This window comes from Kitasatospora sp. NPDC023118, from assembly GCF_055560875.1.
Map to the genome: position 1 here is coordinate 67657 of NZ_JBVHHW010000004.1, position 18972 is coordinate 86628.

Below are 18972 nucleotides of genomic sequence, written 5' to 3' on the forward strand. Positions count from 1 at the left end.
GCCGGTGCCGAAAGGGAGAAGCGACCAGCGAGGCACGAGCGCCGGAGCGCCGACCGTCGGCACCGGGCCCAGAGCGCCCCGGAGGCGAGCGGGCGAGTCACAGCCCCGAGCCGAAGGGGCGCGCCGGTGCCGAAAGGGAGAAGCGACCAGCGAGGCACGAGCGCCGGAGCGCCGACCGTCGGCACCGGGCCCAGAGCGCCCCGGAGGCGAGCGGGCGGGTCACAGGGCCCCACCGACGCGCCGGTGGGGCCCCGAAGGTCAGCGCGTCAGCTCGCCTCGGAGCCCGCCGGCTGGGCCGGCATCGCCGCGCCGAGCAGGGCCGGCGAGGCGTAGCGGGACCAGGACAGGCAGCCGTCGGGCGGGCAGAACTCGGGGCGGCGCGGGTCGTGCCCGAGCTCGCGCAGCTTGGTCCGGACGGAGTCGGGCGTACGGCCGAAGCGGGCGGCGATCCGGGCGACGGTCTCGCCGTCGTGGAAGCGCCGGACCAGCTCCTCCTCGTGCTGCGGCACCCAGGGGGCGCCGTGGCCCGGGTACAGCTCGCGCAGCACGTCGCGGTCGGGGATGGGCTCGGAGACGTCGGCGACGATCGCCAGCGCCCGCAGCGCGCGGTTGAGCGCGATCCGCAGCGAGGCGACGTCCTCGACCGGCAGGCGGAGCTTGCCCGAGGCGAGCGGCACGGCGGCCGCCCCCTCGCGCCAGCCGGTCAGGGTGAGGGTGACCTCGCGGTCGTCGTCGCTGGCGAGTTCGATCCGGAAGACCTTGTCGCCGAGCGGGAGCTCGTTGAGATGACGGAATGCCATGGCAGGACCCCCAAGTGTCGCGCCAGGTACGCACCTTGAGGGTGCGTCCTGAACACCTTCATTCTCTCGCGGGGGTCTGACAGTCCGGCCTCCCCGAGGGCCCGCTCAGCCCTTCTCCATGTAGGCCGCGCGGTCCTCGTCGAGCAGGCTCTCCAGCGCGGTGCGCAGCTCCGGGTGGGCGGCGAGGTCCGGGTCCTCGGCGACCAGCCGGGTGGCCTCGGTCCGGGCGGTGAGGATGACCTCCTCGTCCTCCAGCACCGAGAGCACCTTGAGCGAGGACTTCACCCCGGACTGCGCCTGGCCCAGCACGTCGCCCTCGCGGCGCTGTTCGAGGTCGATCCGGGACAGCTCGAAGCCGTCCAGGGTGCCGGCCACCGCGTCCAGCCGGGCCCGGGCGGCGCTGCCCCCGGGCATGTCGCTGACCAGCAGGCAAAGGCCCGCCGCGCTGCCGCGGCCGACCCGGCCGCGCAGCTGGTGGAGCTGGGAGACGCCGAAGCGGTCGGCGTCCATGATGACCATCACGGTGGCGTTGGGGACGTTGACGCCGACCTCGATGACCGTGGTGGCGACCAGCACGTCCACCTCCCCGGCCGCGAACCGGCGCATCACCTCGTCCTTGGCCTCCGGGGCGAGCCGGCCGTGCAGGATCTCCACCCGCAGGCCGCTCAGCGGGCCCTTGACGAGCTTCTCGGCGGTTTCCACCACCGAGAGCGGCGGCCGCCGTTCGTCGCTGGCGGTGCCGATGTCGGCGACCTCCTCGAAGTCCTCCTCGGCCACCTTGCGCTTCTTCTTCGACTCGCCCTTCGTGGCGGCCGCGGGCTCCTCGTCCCCGATCCGGGGGCAGACCACGTACGCCTGGTGGCCCTTGGCGACCTCCTCGCGGACCCGTTCCCAGGCCCGGGCGAGGAAGTTGGGCTTCTCCAGTGCGGGGACGACGTGGGTGGAGATCGGCGAGCGCCCGGCCGGGAGCTGGTCCAGGACGGAGGTCTCCAGATCGCCGAAGACGGTCATCGCGACGGTGCGCGGGATCGGGGTGGCGGTCATCACCAGCAGGTGCGGCGGCTGCTCGCCCTTGGCCCGCAGCGCGTCCCGCTGCTCGACGCCGAAGCGGTGCTGCTCGTCCACCACGACCAGGCCGAGGTCCTGGAACTGGACCTTGTCCTCGATCAGCGCGTGGGTGCCGATGGCGATCCCGGCGTCCCCGCAGGCCATGTCGAGCAGCGCCTGCCGGCGGGCGGGGACGCCCATCGAGCCGGTCAGCAGCACCACCCGGGTGCCGAGGTCGGAGCCGCCGAGCATTCCGCCCTCGGCCAGGTCCCCCATCATCTCGACGATCGAGCGGTGGTGCTGCTGGGCCAGCACCTCGGTGGGCGCGAGCAGGACGGCCTGGCCGCCCGCGTCCACCACGGCGAGCATCGCGCGCAGCGCGACCAAGGTCTTCCCCGAGCCCACCTCGCCCTGGAGGAGGCGGTGCATCGGGTGCTCGGTCGCCAGGTCGGCGGCGATCTCGCCGGACACCTTCTGCTGGCCCTCGGTGAGGGTGAACGGCAGCCGGGCGTCGAAGGCGTCCAACAGGCCGCCCTCGCGGGCCTTGCGCGGCTTGGCGGGCAGGGCGGAGTCGGCGGCGCGGCGCTGGGCGAGGGCGACCTGCAGCACGAAGGCCTCGTCCCAGCGCAGCCGGCTCTGGGCGCGCTCGCGGTCGGCCTGGCTGCGCGGGCGGTGGATCAGCTCCAGCGCCTCGGGCAGCGGGATCAGGTCGTGCCGCTCGCGCAGTTGGGCGGGCAGCGGTTCGCCGACGTCGCCGAGGTGCTTGGTGAGCGCGGTCTCGATGCAGATCGACAGCTTCCAGCTGGGCATCTGCGCGCTGGCGCCGTAGACCGGGATGAGCCGGCCGGCGAACTGCCGGGCGGCGTCGGACCCGGCGTCCTCGTCGAGCAGTTGGTAGTCGGGCGAGACCAGTTGGCGGGTGCGGTTGAAGACGCCGACCTTGCCCGCGAACAGGCCCTGGGCGCCGGCCTTGAGCTCCTTCTGCCGCCAGCCCTGGTTGAAGAAGACCAGGGAGAGCCGGCTGCGGCCGTCGGTGACGACGACCTCCAGGCGGTCGCCCTTGCGGCCGCGGAACGGGATCAGGGTGACCTTCTCGATCCGGGCCAGCACGGTGACGTGTTCGTCGATCTCCAGCTCGTCCAGGCTGGTGAGCTGGCCGCGTTCGACGTAGCGGCGCGGATAGTGGTGCAGCAGGTCCCCGACCGTGCGCAGCTTGAGGCTGTCGGCGAGCACCTTCGCGGTACGGTCGCCGACGAGCTTGGTCAGTGGTTCATCGAGAGCGCCCATCAGGCCCCTGTTTACACCACGGGACCGACGAACCGGGCTGCTACTCGCCCGCTCGCCTCCGGGGCGCTCGGACCCGGTGTCGACGGTCGGCGCTCCGGCGCTCGTCCCTCGCTGGTCGCTTCTCCCTTTCGACACCGGCGCGCCCCTTCGGCTCGGGGCCGCTTCACTCCACGCCGATGAGCAGGGGCGTGGACTCCTGCCCGCCGTGGAAGACCACCGCGTCCACCTCCGGCCGCTGGTGGCGCACGTGCGCCACCAGCCGGTCGGCGAGCGTCCGGTCGGCGCCCTCGCCGAGGATCAGGGTGACGAGTTCGCCGCCGGCACCGAGCATCCGGTCCAGCACGCTCTCGCCGACCTCGGCCAGTGCGCCGCCGATCACCGCGACGTCGCCGTCGATCAGGCCGAGCACGTCCCCGGCCTGGCAGACCCCGGCCATGGTCCAGGACTCCCCCTCGGCGACGGCGAGTTCGGCGTACCGGGTGGCCCCGGCGGCGGAGGTCATGGCGACCACGTCCTCGTCGAAGCGGCGGCCGCCCTCGTGCACCGCGAGCGCCGCGAGCCCCTGGACCGGCGAGCGGGTGGGCAGGACGGCGATCCGCACACCCTCCTCGCGCAGCTGGTCGGCGGCGGCACCGGCGGCGGCGCGCAGTTCGGGGTCGTTGAGCAGCAGCACCACCTCGCGGGCGGCCGAGCGGCGGACCGCGGCGGCGAGTTCGGCGCTGGCCGGGCGGCGGTCCGGGTCGGTGTGCAGGGCGACGGCGCCGGACTGCTCGCACAGTTCGGCCAGGCCCTCGCCGGAGACCACGCAGAGCACCGCGCGGGCCCGCTCCTCGCGCTCGCCGCGCTCGGCGGCGGTGCTGCCGGCCCGGGCGGCGGCCTCGGCGAAGTGGGTGATCCGGATCTGGTGCGGGCGCCCGGCCCGGACCCCGGCCTCCACGGCGGCGCCCGCGTCGTCCACGTGGACGTGCACGTTCCACAGGCCGTCGCCGCCGCCGATCACCAGGGAGTCGCCGAGCGCGCCGAGCCGCTCGCGCAGCGCGGGCAGCGCCTGGTCGGGGGCGTCCAGCAGGTAGATGACCTCGAAGGCGGGGTGGCCCGGGCCGGGCGGCCGCAGGTGGACCTCGCAGCTCTCGACGGCCCGGACGTCCCCGCGCAACGCGACCGGCCCCATCGGCTGCTGCCCGGCGACGGCGTCGGCGAGCGCGCCGAGCACGGCCACCAGGCCGCGCCCGCCGGCGTCCACCACCCCGTTCTCGGCCAGTACGGCGAGCTGCTCGGGGGTGTGCCGCAGCGCGTCCCGGGCGGCCCGGTAGGCGGTGTCGGCGACCTGCGCGAGCCCGTCCCCGGCCCGGACGGCCTCCCGGGCGGCGACCCGGGCGACGGTCAGCAGGGTGCCCTCGACGGGCTCGGCGACGGCCTGGTAGGCGGAGTCGGCGGCCCGCTGGAGGGCGGCCCGCAGCTGTTCGGCGCCGCCGCCGTCGGCGAGCGTCTCGGCGGTGCCGCGCAGCCACTGGGCGAGGATCACCCCGGAGTTGCCGCGGGCGCCGACCAGGGCACCGCGGGCCATCGCCCGGACCGCGTCGGCCAGTCCGGGGGCCGGGCCGGCGGCGGGGTCGGCGAAGCGGCTCTCCACCTCGGCGGCGGCGGACTCGACGGTCAGGTAGAGGTTGGTGCCGGTGTCACCGTCCGGGACGGGATAGACGTTGAGCGCGTCGATCTCCTCGCGGGCCTGGCCGAGCGCGCGAAGGGCGAGCTGGCACCAGGTGCGCACGGCCGGGGCGTCGAGCGTGTGCAGCACCAGGTCTCCTCCGGATGGGACGCCGATATGGCCTGACGGGCAGTGGCAGGGGGTGATACCGGCAGGTTATCGGGGGCCGGGCGGGGCCGCCCGGACCGGCGACCGGAGCGATCACTCAGCCGGTCATGGTAGTTTCGTGGGACGGAAGCAAGCGTTGTATGCTCTTCCGGTTGCCTGGAACCGTCCAGGCTCACCCCCTTGTCCGGTCTGGTTCACGTGAGTGCTCCGGTGGGTGGGCGGGGTTTTCGAAAGTAACTGATCTGAAGTCTTGGAGTGACTCCTGTGGCTGCCAACTGCGACGTCTGCGGCAAGGGGCCGGGCTTCGGCAACAGCATCTCCCACTCTCACCGCCGTACCCCCCGTCGTTGGAACCCCAACATCCAGACGGTGCGCGCTGTGATTGGGCGGACGCCGAAGCGGCTCAACGTCTGCACCTCGTGCATCAAGGCCGGTAAGGTCTCGCGCTGACGCGCAGACCGGCATGCCGGTCCTCCAGTGAGCCGGTTCATCCTCGGATGGGCCGGCTTCGCTGTTTCCGGGACCGGTCAGGCTTTCCGGACGCAACCGTGGTGGGCTGGCTCCCTTGGGGGTCGGCCCACCACTGCTTTCCGACACTGCTCTCCGGCTGACGGCTAGCGCCAGCGCCAGGCGTGGTCGACCGGGCCGATCCCGGCGCCCAGCGCGAAGCCCCCGGCGATCGCGCCGGTGATGTACTCCTTGGCCGAGCCCACCGCCTCGGGCAGCGACTCGCCCTTGGCCAGGCCGGCCGCGATCGAGCTGGCCAGGGTGCAGCCGGTGCCGTGGGTGTGCCGGTTGTCGTAGCGCGGCGCGCGGTACCAGTGCACCTCGTCCGGCCCGCCGTACAGCAGGTCGGCGGCCTCGCCCTCCAGGTGGCCGCCCTTGACCAGCGCCCAGCGCGGCCCGAGGTCGACCAGCGCCCGGGCGGCGTCCAGCATCTGCGACTCGTCCTCGACCGTCCGGCCGGTGAGCTGGGTCACCTCGTGCAGGTTGGGGGTGACCACGGTGGCGACCGGCAGCAGCTTCTCCCGGACGGTGGCCACCGCCTCGGCGGCCAGCAGCGCGTCCCCGTGCTTGGAGACGCCGACCGGGTCGACCACCACCGGGGCGGCCACCCCGGACAGCAGCTCGGAAACGGTCTCGACCAGTTCGATCGAGGCGAGCATGCCGGTCTTCACGGCCTGCACCCCGATGTCGTCCACCACGCTGCGGAACTGCGCCCGCACGGCCTCGGCCGGCAGCTCCCAGTAGCCCTGGACGCCGAGCGAGTTCTGCGCGGTGACGGCGGTGATCACGCTCATGCCGTGGACGCCGAGGGCGAGCATCGCCTTGAGGTCGGCCTGGATGCCGGCGCCGCCGCCGGAGTCGGAGCCGGCGATCGTGAGGACGCGGGGTGGCACTGTCGAAACCATGAGGTCAACCTACCCCTGAAGGTTCAGAGCACCGCCTCGGACTCCGCCCAGCGGTCCTCCGGCACCGTCTTCAGCCGGGCCACCGCGTCGCCGATCGGCACCAGCTCGATGTCGGTCCGGCGCAGCGCGGTGAAGTGCCCGAAGGCGCCCTGGTGGACGGCCTCCACCGCGTGCCAGCCGAAGCGCGAGGCGAGCACCCGGTCCCGGGCGGTCGGGGTACCGCCGCGCTGGACGTGGCCGAGGATGACCTGGCGGGCCTCCTTGCCGAGCAGGTTCTCCAGCTCGTGGGCGAGCCGGTTGCCGATCCCGCCGAAGGTGCGGTGCCCGAACTGGTCGACCTCGCCGTGGTCGAAGCGCATGGTGCCGGGCTGCGGGGCCGCGCCCTCGGCGACGGCGATGATGGCGAACTTCTTGCCTCGGGCGAAGCGGTCGTCGACCATCCGGGCCACCGCCTCGATGTCGAAGGGCTTCTCCGGGATCAGGATGCCGTGCGCACCGCCGGCCATGCCCGCGGTCAGGGTGATCCAGCCGGTGTGCCGGCCCATCAACTCGACCACCATGACGCGCTGGTGGGACTCGGCGGTGGTCTTCAGCCGGTCGATCGCCTCGGTCGCGACGTGCACCGCGGTGTCGAAGCCGAAGGTGACGTCGGTGGCCTCGATGTCGTTGTCGATGGTCTTCGGCACCGCGACCACCGGCAGCCCGGCGTCGCTGAACAGCTTGGCCGCGGTGAGCGTCCCCTCGCCGCCGATCGCGATCAGCGCGTCGATGCCGATGTCCCGGGCCAGCGTCCGCGCGTTCTCCACCGCCCAGGCGATCCGCTCCCGCCGCACCCGGGCCGAGCCCAGGATGGTGCCGCCGAGGGTGAGCAGGCCGGTGACGTCGTCGTGCGAGACCGGCCGGGTGCGGCCCTCGATCAGGCCGAGGAAGCCGTCCTCGATGCCGATGATCTCGTCCCCGTGGACGTCCGTTCCCCGGTGCACCACCGATCTGATCACCGCGTTGAGGCCGGGGCAGTCGCCGCCGCTGGTCAGTACACCGATGCGCATGTGTGGTGTGCTCCCGCTCGCAGTGGTTCAGACCACCCGCGAGGGACGGCGGGCGGGCTCGGATGCCGCAAGCCTACGCAAAACGCACCCCCGAAGCCCGTCCGCCGCACGCCCGGAGCGTCACGTGCCGTACCGGTGTCCAGCGCCCATCGGCCGTACTCCGTACGTCAGTCGGCACCGGGCCCAGAGCGCCCCGGAGGCGAGCGGGCGAGTCACCGCCCCGAGCCGAAGGGGCGCGCCGGTGCCGAAAGGGAGAAGCGACCAGCGAGGCACGAGCGCCGGAGCGCCGACCGTCGACACCGGACCCGAGCGTCCCGGAAGCGAGCGGGCGAGTCACCGCCCCGAGCCGAAGGGGCGCGCCGGTGCCGAAAGGGAGAAGCGACCAGCGAGGCACGAGCGCCGGAGCGCCGACCGTCGACACCGGACCCGAGCACCCCGGAGGCAAGCGGGCGAGTCACAGTCACTCGGCGAAGTGGTCCCAGCCGCCGACCCGGTCCCAGGGCGCGCCGTCCACCGTCACCCGGCCGCTGCGTGAGCCCCGCGGACGACCGGTCACCTCACCCACCACCCGCCAGCGGGCCGGGAGTTGGACCCCGCGCGGGAAGGTGGCCACGATCGCGTGGTCCTCGCCGCCGGACAGCACCCAGACCAGCGGGTCCACCCCGACTGCCTGGCCGATGTCGGCCATCTGCGCCGGGACGTCGAAGTCGGCGGCCTTGAGGTCGATGTCCACGTCGCTGGCCCGGGCCACGTGGCCGAGGTCGGCGACCAGCCCGTCGCTCACGTCGATCATCGAGGTCGCGCCCAACTCGGCGGCGGCCGGGCCCGCGTGGTAAGGCGGCTCGGGCCGGCGGTGCGCCTCGACGAAAGCGCGCGGCGAGCGGAAGCCGCGCTGCAGCACGGTCAGTCCGGCGGCCGACCAGCCGAGCCAGCCGGTCACCGCGACCACGTCGCCGACCTGGGCGCCGGAGCGCGTCACCGCCGCGCGCCCCTGGAGGTCGCCGAGCGCCGTGATGGCCAGCGTGACGGTGTCGCCGCGCACCACGTCGCCGCCGACCACCGTCGCCCCGGCCACCTGGCACTCGTCGCGCAGCCCGTCCATCAGCTCGGTGGCCCAGGTGGTCGGCAGGTCCGCGGGGGCGACCAGGCCGAGCAGTATCGCGGTCGGCACCGCGCCCATCGCGGCCACGTCGGCGAGGTTCTGGGCGGCGGCCTTGCGGCCCACGTCGTAGGCGGTGGACCAGTCCCGGCGGAAGTGCCGGTTCTCGATCAGGACGTCCGTGGTGGCCACCACCCGGCCGTCCGGAGCCTTCACCACCGCGGCGTCGTCCCCGGGACCGAGGTCGACCGCGTCGGTGAGCGGTACCCGGGCGGTCAGCTCCTTGATGAGGCCGAACTCGCCCAGCTCGCCCACGGTCCCCTGCATCTGCCGTCCTCTCGCGTTTCCATCCCGGTGTGGCTCCCCCGCGCGCAGCGTACGCCCTTCGAGGGTGCGGAAGTCTCCCCTCCCCGGCCCGCTGCACGGTAGCGTGGTGATCAGTCTGCCGGTGAACCCGTTCCCACCCCTGTGCCCGACCGGGCGATCACGGCGGCGACCCCCGTAACCGGCCGCCGGGAGGCCCCCGTGGTACAGGCATACATCCTGATCCAGACCGAGGTCGGAAAGGCCAGCGCCGTGGCCGACACGATCGGCGAGATCCCCGGAGTGCTCACCGCCGAGGACGTCACCGGCCCGTACGACGTGATCGTCAAGGCCGAGGCCGACACCGTGGACGACCTGGGCCGCATGGTCGTCGCCAACGTCCAGAAGGTCGAGGGCATCACCCGCACCCTCACCTGTCCGGTGGTGCACCTGTAGCCCCCGCTACCATCGGCGGGTGGCCAGAGAACTCCGCATCCCCAGGGCGCTGACCGCGCTTCCGGCGCCGGTCCGTTGGCTGGCCGCGCCGGTCGCACTGACCTGCACGGTCGTGGTGCTGATCGGCAGCTGGAGTTCGGCCGACCCCCGGGTCGAGGTTCCGCGGCCGAGCGGGAAGGCCGCGGACTACTGCCGCGCGCTCTCCGCCGCGCTGCCGCAGGAGCTGCTCGGGCACGCCCGCAAGGACCCGTCGCCCGCGTCCCCGTACACGGCGGCCTGGGGCAGCTCGCCCCGGACGGTGCTGCGCTGCGGCATCGACCGGCCCGAGGAACTGGACGGCGACCACGCGACGGACTGGTCCCCGACCGCCGACGACGTCACCTGGTGGTCGCAGAAGCTCGGCGACGGCGGCTACCGCTTCGTGACGACCATGCGCGCCGCCTACGTCGAGGTGACCGTCCCGGCCGGCGCCGCGCAGAACCCCTTCGACCCGGCGGCCGCCCTGAGCGACCTGGTGAAGGCCGAGATCCCGGGCTGAGCCCCCGCCCCGAGCACGCTATCCCGCCCCGAGCCGAAGGGGCGCGCCGGAGCGCCGACCGTCGACACCGGACCCAGAGCGCCCCGCAGGCGAGCGGGCGAATAACAGCCCCGAGCCGAAGGGGCGCGCCGGTGCCGAAAGGGAGAAGCGACCAGCGAGGCACGAGCGCCGGAGCGCCGACCGTCGGCACCGGATCCAGAGCGCCCCGGAGGCGAGCGGGCGAATAACAGCCCCGGAGGCGAGCGAGCGAATAACAGAGGGCGGGCCGGGAGCTTCCCGGCCCGCCCTCGCCCCGTCCGTACGACTACCGCAGCCCGGTCGAGCGGCGCAGCGCCGACGCCAGCAGCCGGTCGATCAGCTCCGCGTACGCGACCCCGCTGGCCTCCCACATCTTCGGGTAGGCGGAGATCGGGGTGAAGCCCGGCATGGTGTTGATCTCGTTGATCATCCAGGTGCCGTCCTCCAGCAGGAAGAAGTCCACCCGGGCCAGGCCCTCGCAGCCGAAGGCCTCGAACGCGACCACGGCCTGGCGCTGGATCTCGGCGGTCTCCTCGGCGGTCAGCCGCGCCGGGATCTGCACCTCGGAGGAGTCGATGTACTTGGCCTCGAAGTCGTAGAAGTCGAAGCCCTCACCGACCAGCACCTCGGCCGGGACGCTGGCCCGCGGGCCGTCCTCGAACTCCAGCACGCCGCACTCGATCTCGCGGCCGGAGACACCGGCCTCGATGATCAGCTTGGGGTCGTGCCGGCGGGCCTCCTCGATCGCGGCGTCCAGCTCGGCGAGGTCGCCGACCTTGGTGATGCCGATGCTGGAGCCGGCCCGGCAGGGCTTCACGAACAGCGGCAGGCCGAGCCCGGCGGCGCGCTCGCGCACGGCCGCGCGGCCCTGCTCGGTCTCCCAGTCCCGCGGCCGCACGATGGTGTAGCTGCCGACGTTCAGGCCGTGCGAGGCCAGGATCCGCTTGGCGAACTCCTTGTCCATGCCGGCCGCGCTGGCCAGCACGCCGTTGCCCACGTACGGGACGCCGGAGAGCTCCAGCAGGCCCTGCAGGGTGCCGTCCTCGCCCCACGGGCCGTGCAGCAGCGGGAACACCACGTCGACCTCGCCGAGGGCCTTGGGGGCGCTTCCCGGCTCGCTGAGGACCACTTCCCGGTTGCCCGGGGCGGCGGGCAGCGCGACCTGCCCGTCGACGGACTCGGCGACGTGCGCCACGTCCGGCAGCCTGCCGTCGGTGATGGCCATCCGGGCCGGCTCGTCGCTGGTCAGCGCCCAGCGGCCCTCGTGCGTGATGCCGATCGGCAGCACGTCGTACTTGTCGCGGTCGATCGCCCTGAGCACACTGCCCGCGGTGGAGACCGAGATCGCGTGCTCGGAGCTGCGGCCGCCGAAGACCAGCGCGACGCGCGGCTTGCGGGCGGACGGGTTCGGGGAGGACTGTTCGATGCTCATATCGGGTTTGAGACTACCGTGCGAGGTGTTTCCGGGAAGTCAACGGTCGCCCGGCGGGCCCCGGAGCGCCAGCCCGGGGAGTCCCGAGCCTCAGCGCCGTTCCGCCTTGGCCGAGCGGGACATCAGCGTCTGCAGCGCCTCCTGGGTGGGCCGCCCGTTGTGCACCACGTCCACCACGGCCTCGACGATCGGCATGTCGACCCCGCTGCGCCGGGCCAGGTCCAGCACCGACTCGCAGGACTTGACGCCCTCCGCGGTCTGCCGGGTGGCCGCGATCGTCTCGGCCAGCGACATGCCGCGGCCCAGGTTCATGCCGAAGGTGTTGTTTCGCGACAGCGGCGAGGAGCAGGTGGCGACCAGGTCGCCCATCCCGGCGAGCCCCGCGAAGGTGTGCGGGTCGGCGCCCAGCACCTCGCCGAGCCGGGTGGTCTCGGCCAGCCCGCGGGTGATCAGGGTCGCCTTGGTGTTGTCGCCGAGCCCCATGCCGGCCGCCATGCCGACGGCCAGGCCGATCACGTTCTTGACGGCGCCGCCGAGTTCGCAGCCGACCACGTCGGTGTTGGTGTACGGCCGGAAGTACGGCGTGTGGCAGGCCGCCTGGAGCCGCTTGGCGACCGCCTCGTCGGCGCAGGCGACCACACTGGCGGCGGGCTGCCGGTTGGCGATCTCCTTGGCCAGGTTGGGTCCGCTGACCACCGCGACGCGCTCCGGGCCGACCTTGGTGACCTCGTCGATCACCTCGCTCATCCGCTTGGCGGTGCCGAGTTCGATGCCCTTCATCAGGCTCACCAGCACGGTCTGCGGCTCGATCAGCGGCGCCCAGGCGGCCAGGTTGTCACGAAGCGTCTGCGAGGGCACCACCAGCACCGCGAAGTCGGCGCCGGCCAGCGCCTCGGCGGCGTCGGTGGTGGCCCGGACGGTGTCGGGCAGCCGGACGCCCGGCAGGTAGTCCGGGTTCTCGTGGGTGGTGTTGACGGCGTCCACCAGCTCCTGGCGGCGCGCCCACAGCACGACCTCGCAGCCCGCGTCCGCCAGCACCATCGCGAAGGCGGTGCCCCAGGACCCGGTCCCCATCACTGCGCAGCGGGTCACCGGCCCGTCCCCTCACCGTCGTTGTCGTTCCTGGCGCCCTTGGCCCGGCGGCGCTCGGACAGCGCGGCGGCGGCCCGCTCGCGGGCGGCCTTGCGCATGTCGTAGCGCTCGGCCGGCGGCTCCTCGCCGCGGATTCCGGCCAGCACGGCGGTGATCGCCGTCATGATGTCCTCGGTCGCGTCGGAGAGCACCTGGGCGGTCAGCTCCTGGCCCTGGTACTTGCTGAGGTCCACCGCGGGCCCGGCCGCGACGGTGACCTTGTGGCGCGGGAAGAGGTTGAACTTGCCCTTGCCGTAACCGGGCCGGCCGTACGGCGGGATGATCTCGTGGGCGCCCCAGTGCGCGACCGGGATGACCGGCGCACCCGTCATCAGCGCGACCCGGGCGACGCCGTTCTTGCCGGTCATCGGCCACAGGTCCGGGTCCCGGGTGAGCGTTCCCTCCGGGTAGAACTGCACGCACTGCCCGCCGTTGACGGCGTCGATCGCGGCCCGGAAGGCCTGCGCGGCGTCGGTGGACTCGCGGAACACCGGAATCTGGCCGGTCTTGCGCAGCATGAATCCGATGAAAGGAATCGAGAACAGCGAGGATTTGCCGAGAATCCGCGGCGGACGGCCGCTGTTGTACTGCCAGTGCGCGTAGACCACCGGATCGATGATCGAATTGTGGTTCACCGCGGCGATGAAGCCGCCTTCCTTCGGAATGTGCTCCCAGCCCCGCCAGTCGGGCTTCACCAGGGCGGTCGTCACCGGCTTCACCAGCACGGCCGCGAAGCGGTACCAGATGCCGTAGTCGGCATTGCCGAACTTGGCGTACGAGCGGCGGGCCACCCCAGCTCCTTCTCATCACATGCGGCACGTGGGGTGCCGCGGTCAGTGCGTCCCGGTGCCGCGCACCGGCCTGCCCGGTGCCCGGTCCACGGGCGCGGAACAGTGTCGCCCGCTCGCTCACCGGCTGTCGAGCGACCGCGCCAACCCGCCCGACGGTCGTGATCAAACGCACGTCCACACAGCTCGGACGACCTGGCGAGGGCTCCGGGACCGGCGTCACAATGACGCCGATGACCCAGGACACCGTACGCCCCAGCGGGCCCGCCGCGCCCGCCGCACCCACCGCCGCCTGGTCGCTGGTGCTGCCGCTCAAGCCGCTCACCCTGGCGAAGAGCAGACTGGCCCCGTACGCCGGGCCGCACCGGCCGGACCTGGCCCTGTCCTTCGCGCTCGACACCGTCACCGCGGCACTCGCCACGCCAGGCGTGGCCCGGGTCCTGGTGGTCACCAGGGACGCCGTCGCCGGCGCCCGGTTGGCGGCGCTGGGCGCCCTGGTCGTCGCCGACGAGCCGGGCGGGGGTCTCAACCAGGCGCTGGCACACGGCGCCTCGGCCGCGCTGGCGCTCGCCCCGCGGGCACCGCTGGCCGCCCTCTCGGCCGACCTGCCCGCCCTGCGCCCGGCCGAACTGGCCCGGGTGCTGGGCGCGGTGCCGCCGGACGGCCGGGCCTTCCTGCCGGACTCCCCCGGCCTCGGCACCACCCTGCTCGCCAGCACCCCCGGCCACCCGCTCTCCCCCGCCTTCGGGGACGGCTCACGGGCCCGGCACGCGGCCGGAGGGGCGCTCGAACTGCGCCTGGCGGACGTGGAGTCGGTGCGCCGGGACGTCGACACCGGCAGCGACCTCGGCGAGGCCGCGAGGCTCGGCCTCGGCCCGCACACCAGTGCCCTGTTCGCCCGTCTGGGCCGGTCCCGCCGACAGACCTGACCGCAGTCCCGACCCCGGTCCCGCCCGCAGACCTGACCGCAGTCCCGACCGAGGGTCCTGGCCCGGGGGCCTGTCGGACCCGCTCGCTATGCTGCTGGCATGCAGGCCACCGCGTTCACCTTCGACCCCGCCACCCGGGCCGGATCCGTGCTGCTCGACGACGGGACCCCGGTGCCGTTCGACGCGGCCGCCTTCGACGCTGGCGGCCTGCGGCTGCTGCGGCCCGGCCAGCGGGTGCGGATCCGCACCGAGGGCACCGGCGAGGCCCGCCGGGTGGTCTTCGTGACCCTGCAGACCTTCCCCGACCCGGCCGGCGAGCGCTGACCGGGCCGGGCTTCGGACCGCGCCGCCCGTGCTTTCCGCGCCTCGGGCACCGACCGCCGCCGAATCCTGACTGAGCGCCCGGAAAACGAAAGAGCCGCGGCCACCCGGTCCCCGCAATTCGCGGAAGGGGTGCCGCGGCTCTGAGCCGAAGGCCGTCCGAGGACAGTCGCGCGGGACTTACTTGGCAGTGGTCTTGCGCGCGGTGGTCTTGCGGGTGGCGGTCTTCTTCGCCGGAGCCGTCTTCTTGGCCGTGGCGGTCGCCTTCTTGGCGGTGGCCGTGGTCTTCTTGGCGGCGGCGGTGGTGGTCGCCTTCTTCGCGGCGGCCGTCTTCTTGGTCGCGGTCGCCGTGGTCTTCTTGGCGGCGGCGGTGGTGGTCGCCTTCTTCGCGGCGGTCGCCTTCTTCGCGGCGGTGGCCGTGGTCTTCTTGGCGGCAGCCGTGGTGGCCGTCTTCTTGGCGGCGGCCTTCTTGGTCACGGCCGGGGCGGCGGCAGCGGCGGCGCGCTTGGTGGCGGCACGCTTGGCGGCCGGGGTGGCGGCGACGCCGGCCTTGCCCGGGGTGAGGGAGCCCTTGGGGGCCTTCTTCACCGAGGGGCCTTCCTTCGGCAGCTTCTTGCTGCCGCTGACCAGGTCCTTGAAGCCCTGGCCCGGACGGAAGCGGGGGACCGAGGTCTTCTTGACCTTGACCCGCTCGCCGGTCTGCGGGTTGCGGGCGAAGCGCGCGGAGCGCTCCACCTTCTCGAAGGTGCCGAAACCGGTGACCGAAACCCGGTCACCGGCCACAACGGCACGGACCATGGTGTCGAGCACTGCGTCGACGGCCTCTGCGGCAGCCTTGCGACCGCCCAGCTGCTCGGCCACCGCTTCGACAAGCTGAGCCTTGTTCACGTCTTCCCCTTCGGAAACGGGCGCCGGATGATTCCATCCGTTCTTTTCGCACGTTAGGTATGTATCTGCGGACTTTCAATTACCAAACGCGCGAATCACCCTAGTGTCGCAATGGATTTGCGCGTCCGCGACCTCAGTCGAGCGGCGGGCGCCCCTCGTCGAGGTCATGTACAAAGCGACTCAACCGCCGTGCCGCCTCGGGAAGATCGCGCTTGGCGGTCTCCGTGACGATGAGCAGTTGACGGGTGAGAGCGGTCTTTGCATCGGCAGACACGTTCAGCGCATGCACGCGGGCGTGAGCTTGCTTCAACCGCTCGGCCACAAGCGCGTAGAGCGCTGCGACTTCCTGGTCGTCCGGCCCCTCAGCTGGTGCGGAGGTGACGTCCGGCCGATCGTCAATTCGGCGTTCGGATCCCCGGCCCGTGGACTCCTCGGACGCGGGTTCGCCGCCCGCGTACGGAGGTTCATGGTGCCGGTGCATGTACTGATTGTGCCATCTACCCGCAGTTGTACTTGCGCGGGGCCCTCTTCCGCAAAGCCAAATGGGCAATCCGGGGCGGGCCTCGGCGCTAACTCGTGCTCCGGAACGCCGGATGGCCCGGCCCCCCCGAGGGGAGCGCGGGCCATCCGGTGGATCGTCAGAATGCTTGTTCTGAAGGCAACTCAGGAGACCGGCAGAGTACGGGGCTTGAACGCCGGGCGGGTCGCCTCGTAGGCCGCGATGTCGGCCTCGTTCTGCAGCGTGATGCTGATGTCATCCAGCCCGTTGAGCAGCCTCCACCGCACGTTGTCGTCCAGTTCGAAGCTCGCGGTGACGCCTTCGGCGCGCACTTCGCGCTTCTCCAGATCAACGGTGATCTCGGCCGAAGGGTCACTCTCGGTGAGCGCCCAGAGGCGCTCCACGGTCTCCTGCGGCAGCACGACGGTCAGCAGGCCGTTCTTCAGGGAGTTACCGCGGAAGATGTCGGCGAAGCGCGAGGAGATGACCGCGTGGAAACCGTAGTTCTGCAGCGCCCAGACGGCGTGCTCCCGGGAGGAGCCGGTGCCGAACTCGGGGCCGGCCACCAGGACGGTGGCGCCCTGGCGCTCGGGCCGGTTGAGGATGAACGACTCGTCCTTGCGCCAGGCCTCGAACAACCCGCCCTCGAAACCGGATCGGGTGACCTTCTTGAGCCAATGGGCCGGAATGATCTGGTCGGTGTCCACGTTGCTGCGGCGCAGCGGGACGGCCCGGCCGGTGTGGGTGGTGAACTTCTCCATGGCTCAGGCCTCCACGGTGACGTTGGCGGAAAGGTCCGACGGGGATGCGAGGCGGCCCAGGACGGCGGTCGCGGCGGCGACCTGCGGGGAGACCAGGTGGGTGCGGCCGCCCTTGCCCTGCCGGCCCTCGAAGTTGCGGTTCGAGGTGGAGGCGCAGCGCTCCCCGGGGGCGAGCTGGTCGGGGTTCATGCCCAGGCACATCGAGCAGCCGGCGTGCCGCCATTCGGCCCCGGCGGCGGTGAACACCTTGTCCAAGCCCTCCTCGACGGCCTGCAGGGCGACCCGGACCGAGCCCGGCACGACCAGCATCCGTACGCCGTCGGCGACCTTGCGGCCCTCCAGCACGGCGGCGGCCGCCCGCAGGTCCTCGATCCGGCCGTTGGTGCAGGAGCCGACGAAGACGGCGTCGACCGCGACCTCGCGCAGCGGGGTACCGGCCTCAAGGCCCATGTACGCCAGGGCGTTCTCGGCCGCCAGGCGCTCCTGCGGGTCGGCGAAGTCCGCGGGGTTCGGGACGCTGGAGCCCAGCGGGGCGCCCTGGCCCGGGTTGGTGCCCCAGGTGACGAACGGGGTCAGCTCGCTCGCGTCGATGAAGATCTCGTGGTCGAAGACCGCGTCCTCGTCGGTGACCAGGGTCTTCCAGTACGCGACGGCGGCGTCCCAGTCCTCGCCCTGCGGGGCGTGCGGGCGGCCCTCGAGGTAGGCGAAGGTGGTCTCGTCCGGAGCAATCATGCCGGCCCGGGCGCCGGCCTCGATGGACATGTTGCAGACGGTCATCCGGGCCTCCATGGACAGGCTCCGGATCGCCGAACCGCGGTACTCCAGGACGTAGCCCTGGCCGCCGCCGGTGCCGATCTTCGCGATGACGGCCAGGATCAGGTCCTTGGCCGTGACGCCCTCGGGCAGTTCGCCCTCGACGGTGATCGCCATGGTCTTGAACGGCGCCAGCGGCAGGGTCTGGGTGGCCAGCACGTGCTCGACCTGGCTGGTGCCGATGCCGAACGCCAGCGCGCCGAAGGCGCCGTGGGTGGAGGTGTGGGAGTCGCCGCAGACCACGGTGGTGCCGGGCTGGGTCAGGCCGAGCTGCGGGCCGACCACGTGCACCACGCCCTGCTCGACGTCGCCGAGCGAGTGGATCCGGACGCCGAACTCGGCCGCGTTCCGGCGCAGGGTCTCCAGCTGCACGCGGGAGACCGGGTCGGCGATCGGCTTGTCGATGTCCAGGGTCGGGGTGTTGTGGTCCTCGGTGGCGATCGTCAGGTCGGTGCGGCGGACCTTGCGGCCGGCCAGGCGCAGCCCGTCGAAGGCCTGCGGGCTGGTCACCTCGTGGAGCAGGTGCAGGTCGATGAACAGGAGGTCGGGCTCGCCCTCCGCGCGCCGCACGACGTGGTCGTCCCAGACCTTCTCTGCGAGTGTCCGTCCCATCGGATTCCCTCCAGCCGGCCGCGTTGCCGGCCTTTTCGTGTCGTCGGGTAAACGCTTGCGCCGCCCACCGCGGGGCGCGTTCGCGCAACCTGCACGCCGGATCGCTGTCCACGATGCGGACACTCTGACGAGGCCCCATCCTGGATGTCTCCCGGGCTGCTGCATCCAGAGTGGCGCTTTTCCCGGAAGATTGAACTTGCGTCTCGCGGAATGAGACTGCAGTCTTAGGGCATGGACAACACTAGCGGCGTCGGCGTTCTCGACAAGGCCGCTCTGGTGCTGAGCGCACTGGAGTCGGGCCCCGCCACGTTGGCGGGGCTGGTCGCCGCCACCGGCCTGGCGCGCCCCACGGCCCACAGACTCGCCGTCGCACTCGAACACCACCGTCTGGTCACCAGAGACATGCAGGGGCGATTCATCCTCGGCCCCCGGCTGTCCGAACTCTCCGCCGCGGCGGGCGAGGACCGGCTGCTCGCCACCGCGGGCCCGGTCCTGACCCACCTGCGCGACGTCACCGGCGAGAGCGCACAGCTCTACCGCCGCCAGGGCGAGATGCGGATCTGCGTAGCCGCCGCCGAGCGGCTCTCCGGCCTGCGGGACACCGTCCCGGTCGGCAGCACCCTGCCGATGAAGGCCGGCTCGGCCGCCCAGGTCCTGCTGGCCTGGGAGGAGCCCGAGCGGCTCCACCGCGGCCTCCAGGGCGCCCGCTTCACCGCCACCGCGCTGAGCGGCGTCCGGCGACGCGGCTGGGCCCAGTCGATCGGCGAGCGGGAGCCGGGCGTCGCGTCCGTCTCCGCGCCCGTCCGCGGCCCCTCCAACCGCGTGGTGGCCGCCGTCTCCGTCTCCGGCCCGATCGAGCGGCTGACCCGCCACCCGGGCCGCCTGCACGCCCAGGCCATCATCGAGGCCGCGAACCGGCTCACCGAGGCGCTGCGCCGGAGCTGACCCGGCCGACTCCCCCCACCCGCCCCCT

At 72.9% G+C, this 18972-nt stretch carries 19 protein-coding genes; 6 read left to right on the forward strand and 13 right to left on the reverse strand.

All coding sequences use genetic code 11. The features are described from left to right. Positions 1 to 266 precede the first annotated feature (266 nt). The 3 genes from ACZ3UD_RS06625 to ACZ3UD_RS06635 all read right to left on the reverse strand — a co-directional run bounded on the left by ACZ3UD_RS06625 (position 267) and on the right by ACZ3UD_RS06635 (position 4932). Positions 267 to 800 carry a hypothetical protein gene (locus ACZ3UD_RS06625; protein ID WP_465582986.1) on the reverse strand — a complete coding sequence of 178 codons (534 nt, stop codon included), beginning with the start codon at positions 798 to 800 and terminating at the stop codon, positions 267 to 269. Between the two features lie 105 nt (positions 801 to 905). Next, on the reverse strand, positions 906 to 3134 hold the full coding sequence (gene recG / locus ACZ3UD_RS06630; protein WP_465582989.1) for an ATP-dependent DNA helicase RecG: 2229 nt from the start codon (positions 3132 to 3134) through the stop codon (positions 906 to 908). A gap of 163 nt (positions 3135 to 3297) precedes the next feature. Next, positions 3298 to 4932 (reverse strand): DAK2 domain-containing protein, encoded by a 1635-nt coding sequence (locus tag ACZ3UD_RS06635; protein WP_465582992.1) that lies wholly within the window; start codon positions 4930 to 4932, stop codon positions 3298 to 3300. A 282-nt stretch (positions 4933 to 5214) separates the two neighbouring features. On the opposite strand from ACZ3UD_RS06635, the gene rpmB reads away from it, so the two are divergent. Continuing rightward, positions 5215 to 5400, forward strand: a complete 186-nt coding sequence (gene rpmB, locus ACZ3UD_RS06640) for a 50S ribosomal protein L28 (RefSeq protein ID WP_014138233.1) — start codon at positions 5215 to 5217, stop codon at positions 5398 to 5400. 164 nt (positions 5401 to 5564) lie between these two features. Here rpmB and thiD read toward each other — a convergent pair whose 3' ends face one another. The 3 genes from thiD to ACZ3UD_RS06655 form a co-directional block, all read right to left on the reverse strand. Next, positions 5565 to 6362, reverse strand: coding sequence for a bifunctional hydroxymethylpyrimidine kinase/phosphomethylpyrimidine kinase (gene thiD / locus ACZ3UD_RS06645; protein WP_465582994.1), 798 nt, complete (start codon positions 6360 to 6362; stop codon positions 5565 to 5567). Between the two features lie 23 nt (positions 6363 to 6385). Beyond that, positions 6386 to 7411, reverse strand: a complete 1026-nt coding sequence (locus tag ACZ3UD_RS06650; RefSeq protein ID WP_465582997.1) for a 6-phosphofructokinase — start codon at positions 7409 to 7411, stop codon at positions 6386 to 6388. A gap of 460 nt (positions 7412 to 7871) precedes the next feature. Further along, positions 7872 to 8837 carry a thiamine-phosphate kinase gene (locus ACZ3UD_RS06655; protein WP_465582999.1) on the reverse strand — a complete coding sequence of 322 codons (966 nt, stop codon included), beginning with the start codon at positions 8835 to 8837 and terminating at the stop codon, positions 7872 to 7874. A gap of 198 nt (positions 8838 to 9035) precedes the next feature. On the opposite strand from ACZ3UD_RS06655, the gene ACZ3UD_RS06660 reads away from it, so the two are divergent. Further along, positions 9036 to 9269: an Lrp/AsnC family transcriptional regulator gene (locus ACZ3UD_RS06660; protein ID WP_380612660.1), complete on the forward strand. Its 234-nt coding sequence runs from the start codon at positions 9036 to 9038 to the stop codon at positions 9267 to 9269. 19 nt (positions 9270 to 9288) lie between these two features. Next, on the forward strand, positions 9289 to 9807 hold the full coding sequence (locus ACZ3UD_RS06665; RefSeq protein ID WP_465583003.1) for a DUF3515 domain-containing protein: 519 nt from the start codon (positions 9289 to 9291) through the stop codon (positions 9805 to 9807). Between the two features lie 304 nt (positions 9808 to 10111). Here the strand turns inward: ACZ3UD_RS06665 and ACZ3UD_RS06670 are convergent, their stop codons facing one another. From ACZ3UD_RS06670 to ACZ3UD_RS06680, 3 genes are all read right to left on the reverse strand, one after another. Further along, positions 10112 to 11257 (reverse strand): D-alanine--D-alanine ligase family protein, encoded by a 1146-nt coding sequence (locus ACZ3UD_RS06670; RefSeq protein WP_465583006.1) that lies wholly within the window; start codon positions 11255 to 11257, stop codon positions 10112 to 10114. 90 nt (positions 11258 to 11347) lie between these two features. Continuing rightward, the gene (locus ACZ3UD_RS06675) at positions 11348 to 12331 is read right to left on the reverse strand and encodes an NAD(P)H-dependent glycerol-3-phosphate dehydrogenase (RefSeq protein ID WP_465583633.1); all 984 of its coding nucleotides are present in this window, start codon (positions 12329 to 12331) and stop codon (positions 11348 to 11350) included. A 14-nt stretch (positions 12332 to 12345) separates the two neighbouring features. Next, positions 12346 to 13179 carry a lysophospholipid acyltransferase family protein gene (locus tag ACZ3UD_RS06680; RefSeq protein ID WP_465583008.1) on the reverse strand — a complete coding sequence of 278 codons (834 nt, stop codon included), beginning with the start codon at positions 13177 to 13179 and terminating at the stop codon, positions 12346 to 12348. Between the two features lie 230 nt (positions 13180 to 13409). Between ACZ3UD_RS06680 and cofC the strand changes: the two genes are divergently transcribed. Both cofC and ACZ3UD_RS06690 read left to right on the forward strand, forming a co-directional pair. Next, the gene (gene cofC / locus ACZ3UD_RS06685) at positions 13410 to 14105 is read left to right on the forward strand and encodes a 2-phospho-L-lactate guanylyltransferase (protein ID WP_465583011.1); all 696 of its coding nucleotides are present in this window, start codon (positions 13410 to 13412) and stop codon (positions 14103 to 14105) included. A 99-nt stretch (positions 14106 to 14204) separates the two neighbouring features. After that, positions 14205 to 14429, forward strand: a complete 225-nt coding sequence (locus ACZ3UD_RS06690; RefSeq protein WP_465583013.1) for a hypothetical protein — start codon at positions 14205 to 14207, stop codon at positions 14427 to 14429. A gap of 177 nt (positions 14430 to 14606) precedes the next feature. Here ACZ3UD_RS06690 and ACZ3UD_RS06695 read toward each other — a convergent pair whose 3' ends face one another. The 4 genes from ACZ3UD_RS06695 to leuC form a co-directional block, all read right to left on the reverse strand. Next, positions 14607 to 15314, reverse strand: coding sequence for an HU family DNA-binding protein (locus tag ACZ3UD_RS06695; RefSeq protein WP_465583016.1), 708 nt, complete (start codon positions 15312 to 15314; stop codon positions 14607 to 14609). A 133-nt stretch (positions 15315 to 15447) separates the two neighbouring features. Then, entirely contained in the window at positions 15448 to 15795 is a 348-nt protein-coding gene (locus tag ACZ3UD_RS06700; protein ID WP_380612653.1) for an SCO5555 family protein, read from the reverse strand. A 182-nt stretch (positions 15796 to 15977) separates the two neighbouring features. Next, positions 15978 to 16574 carry a 3-isopropylmalate dehydratase small subunit gene (gene leuD / locus ACZ3UD_RS06705; protein WP_465583019.1) on the reverse strand — a complete coding sequence of 199 codons (597 nt, stop codon included), beginning with the start codon at positions 16572 to 16574 and terminating at the stop codon, positions 15978 to 15980. Positions 16575 to 16577: 3 nt separating this feature from the next. After that, positions 16578 to 17999, reverse strand: coding sequence for a 3-isopropylmalate dehydratase large subunit (leuC, locus tag ACZ3UD_RS06710; protein ID WP_465583022.1), 1422 nt, complete (start codon positions 17997 to 17999; stop codon positions 16578 to 16580). A 231-nt stretch (positions 18000 to 18230) separates the two neighbouring features. Here leuC and ACZ3UD_RS06715 point away from each other — a divergent pair, with 231 nt between their 5' ends. After that, positions 18231 to 18944: an IclR family transcriptional regulator gene (locus ACZ3UD_RS06715; protein WP_030246527.1), complete on the forward strand. Its 714-nt coding sequence runs from the start codon at positions 18231 to 18233 to the stop codon at positions 18942 to 18944. Positions 18945 to 18972 lie beyond the last annotated feature (28 nt).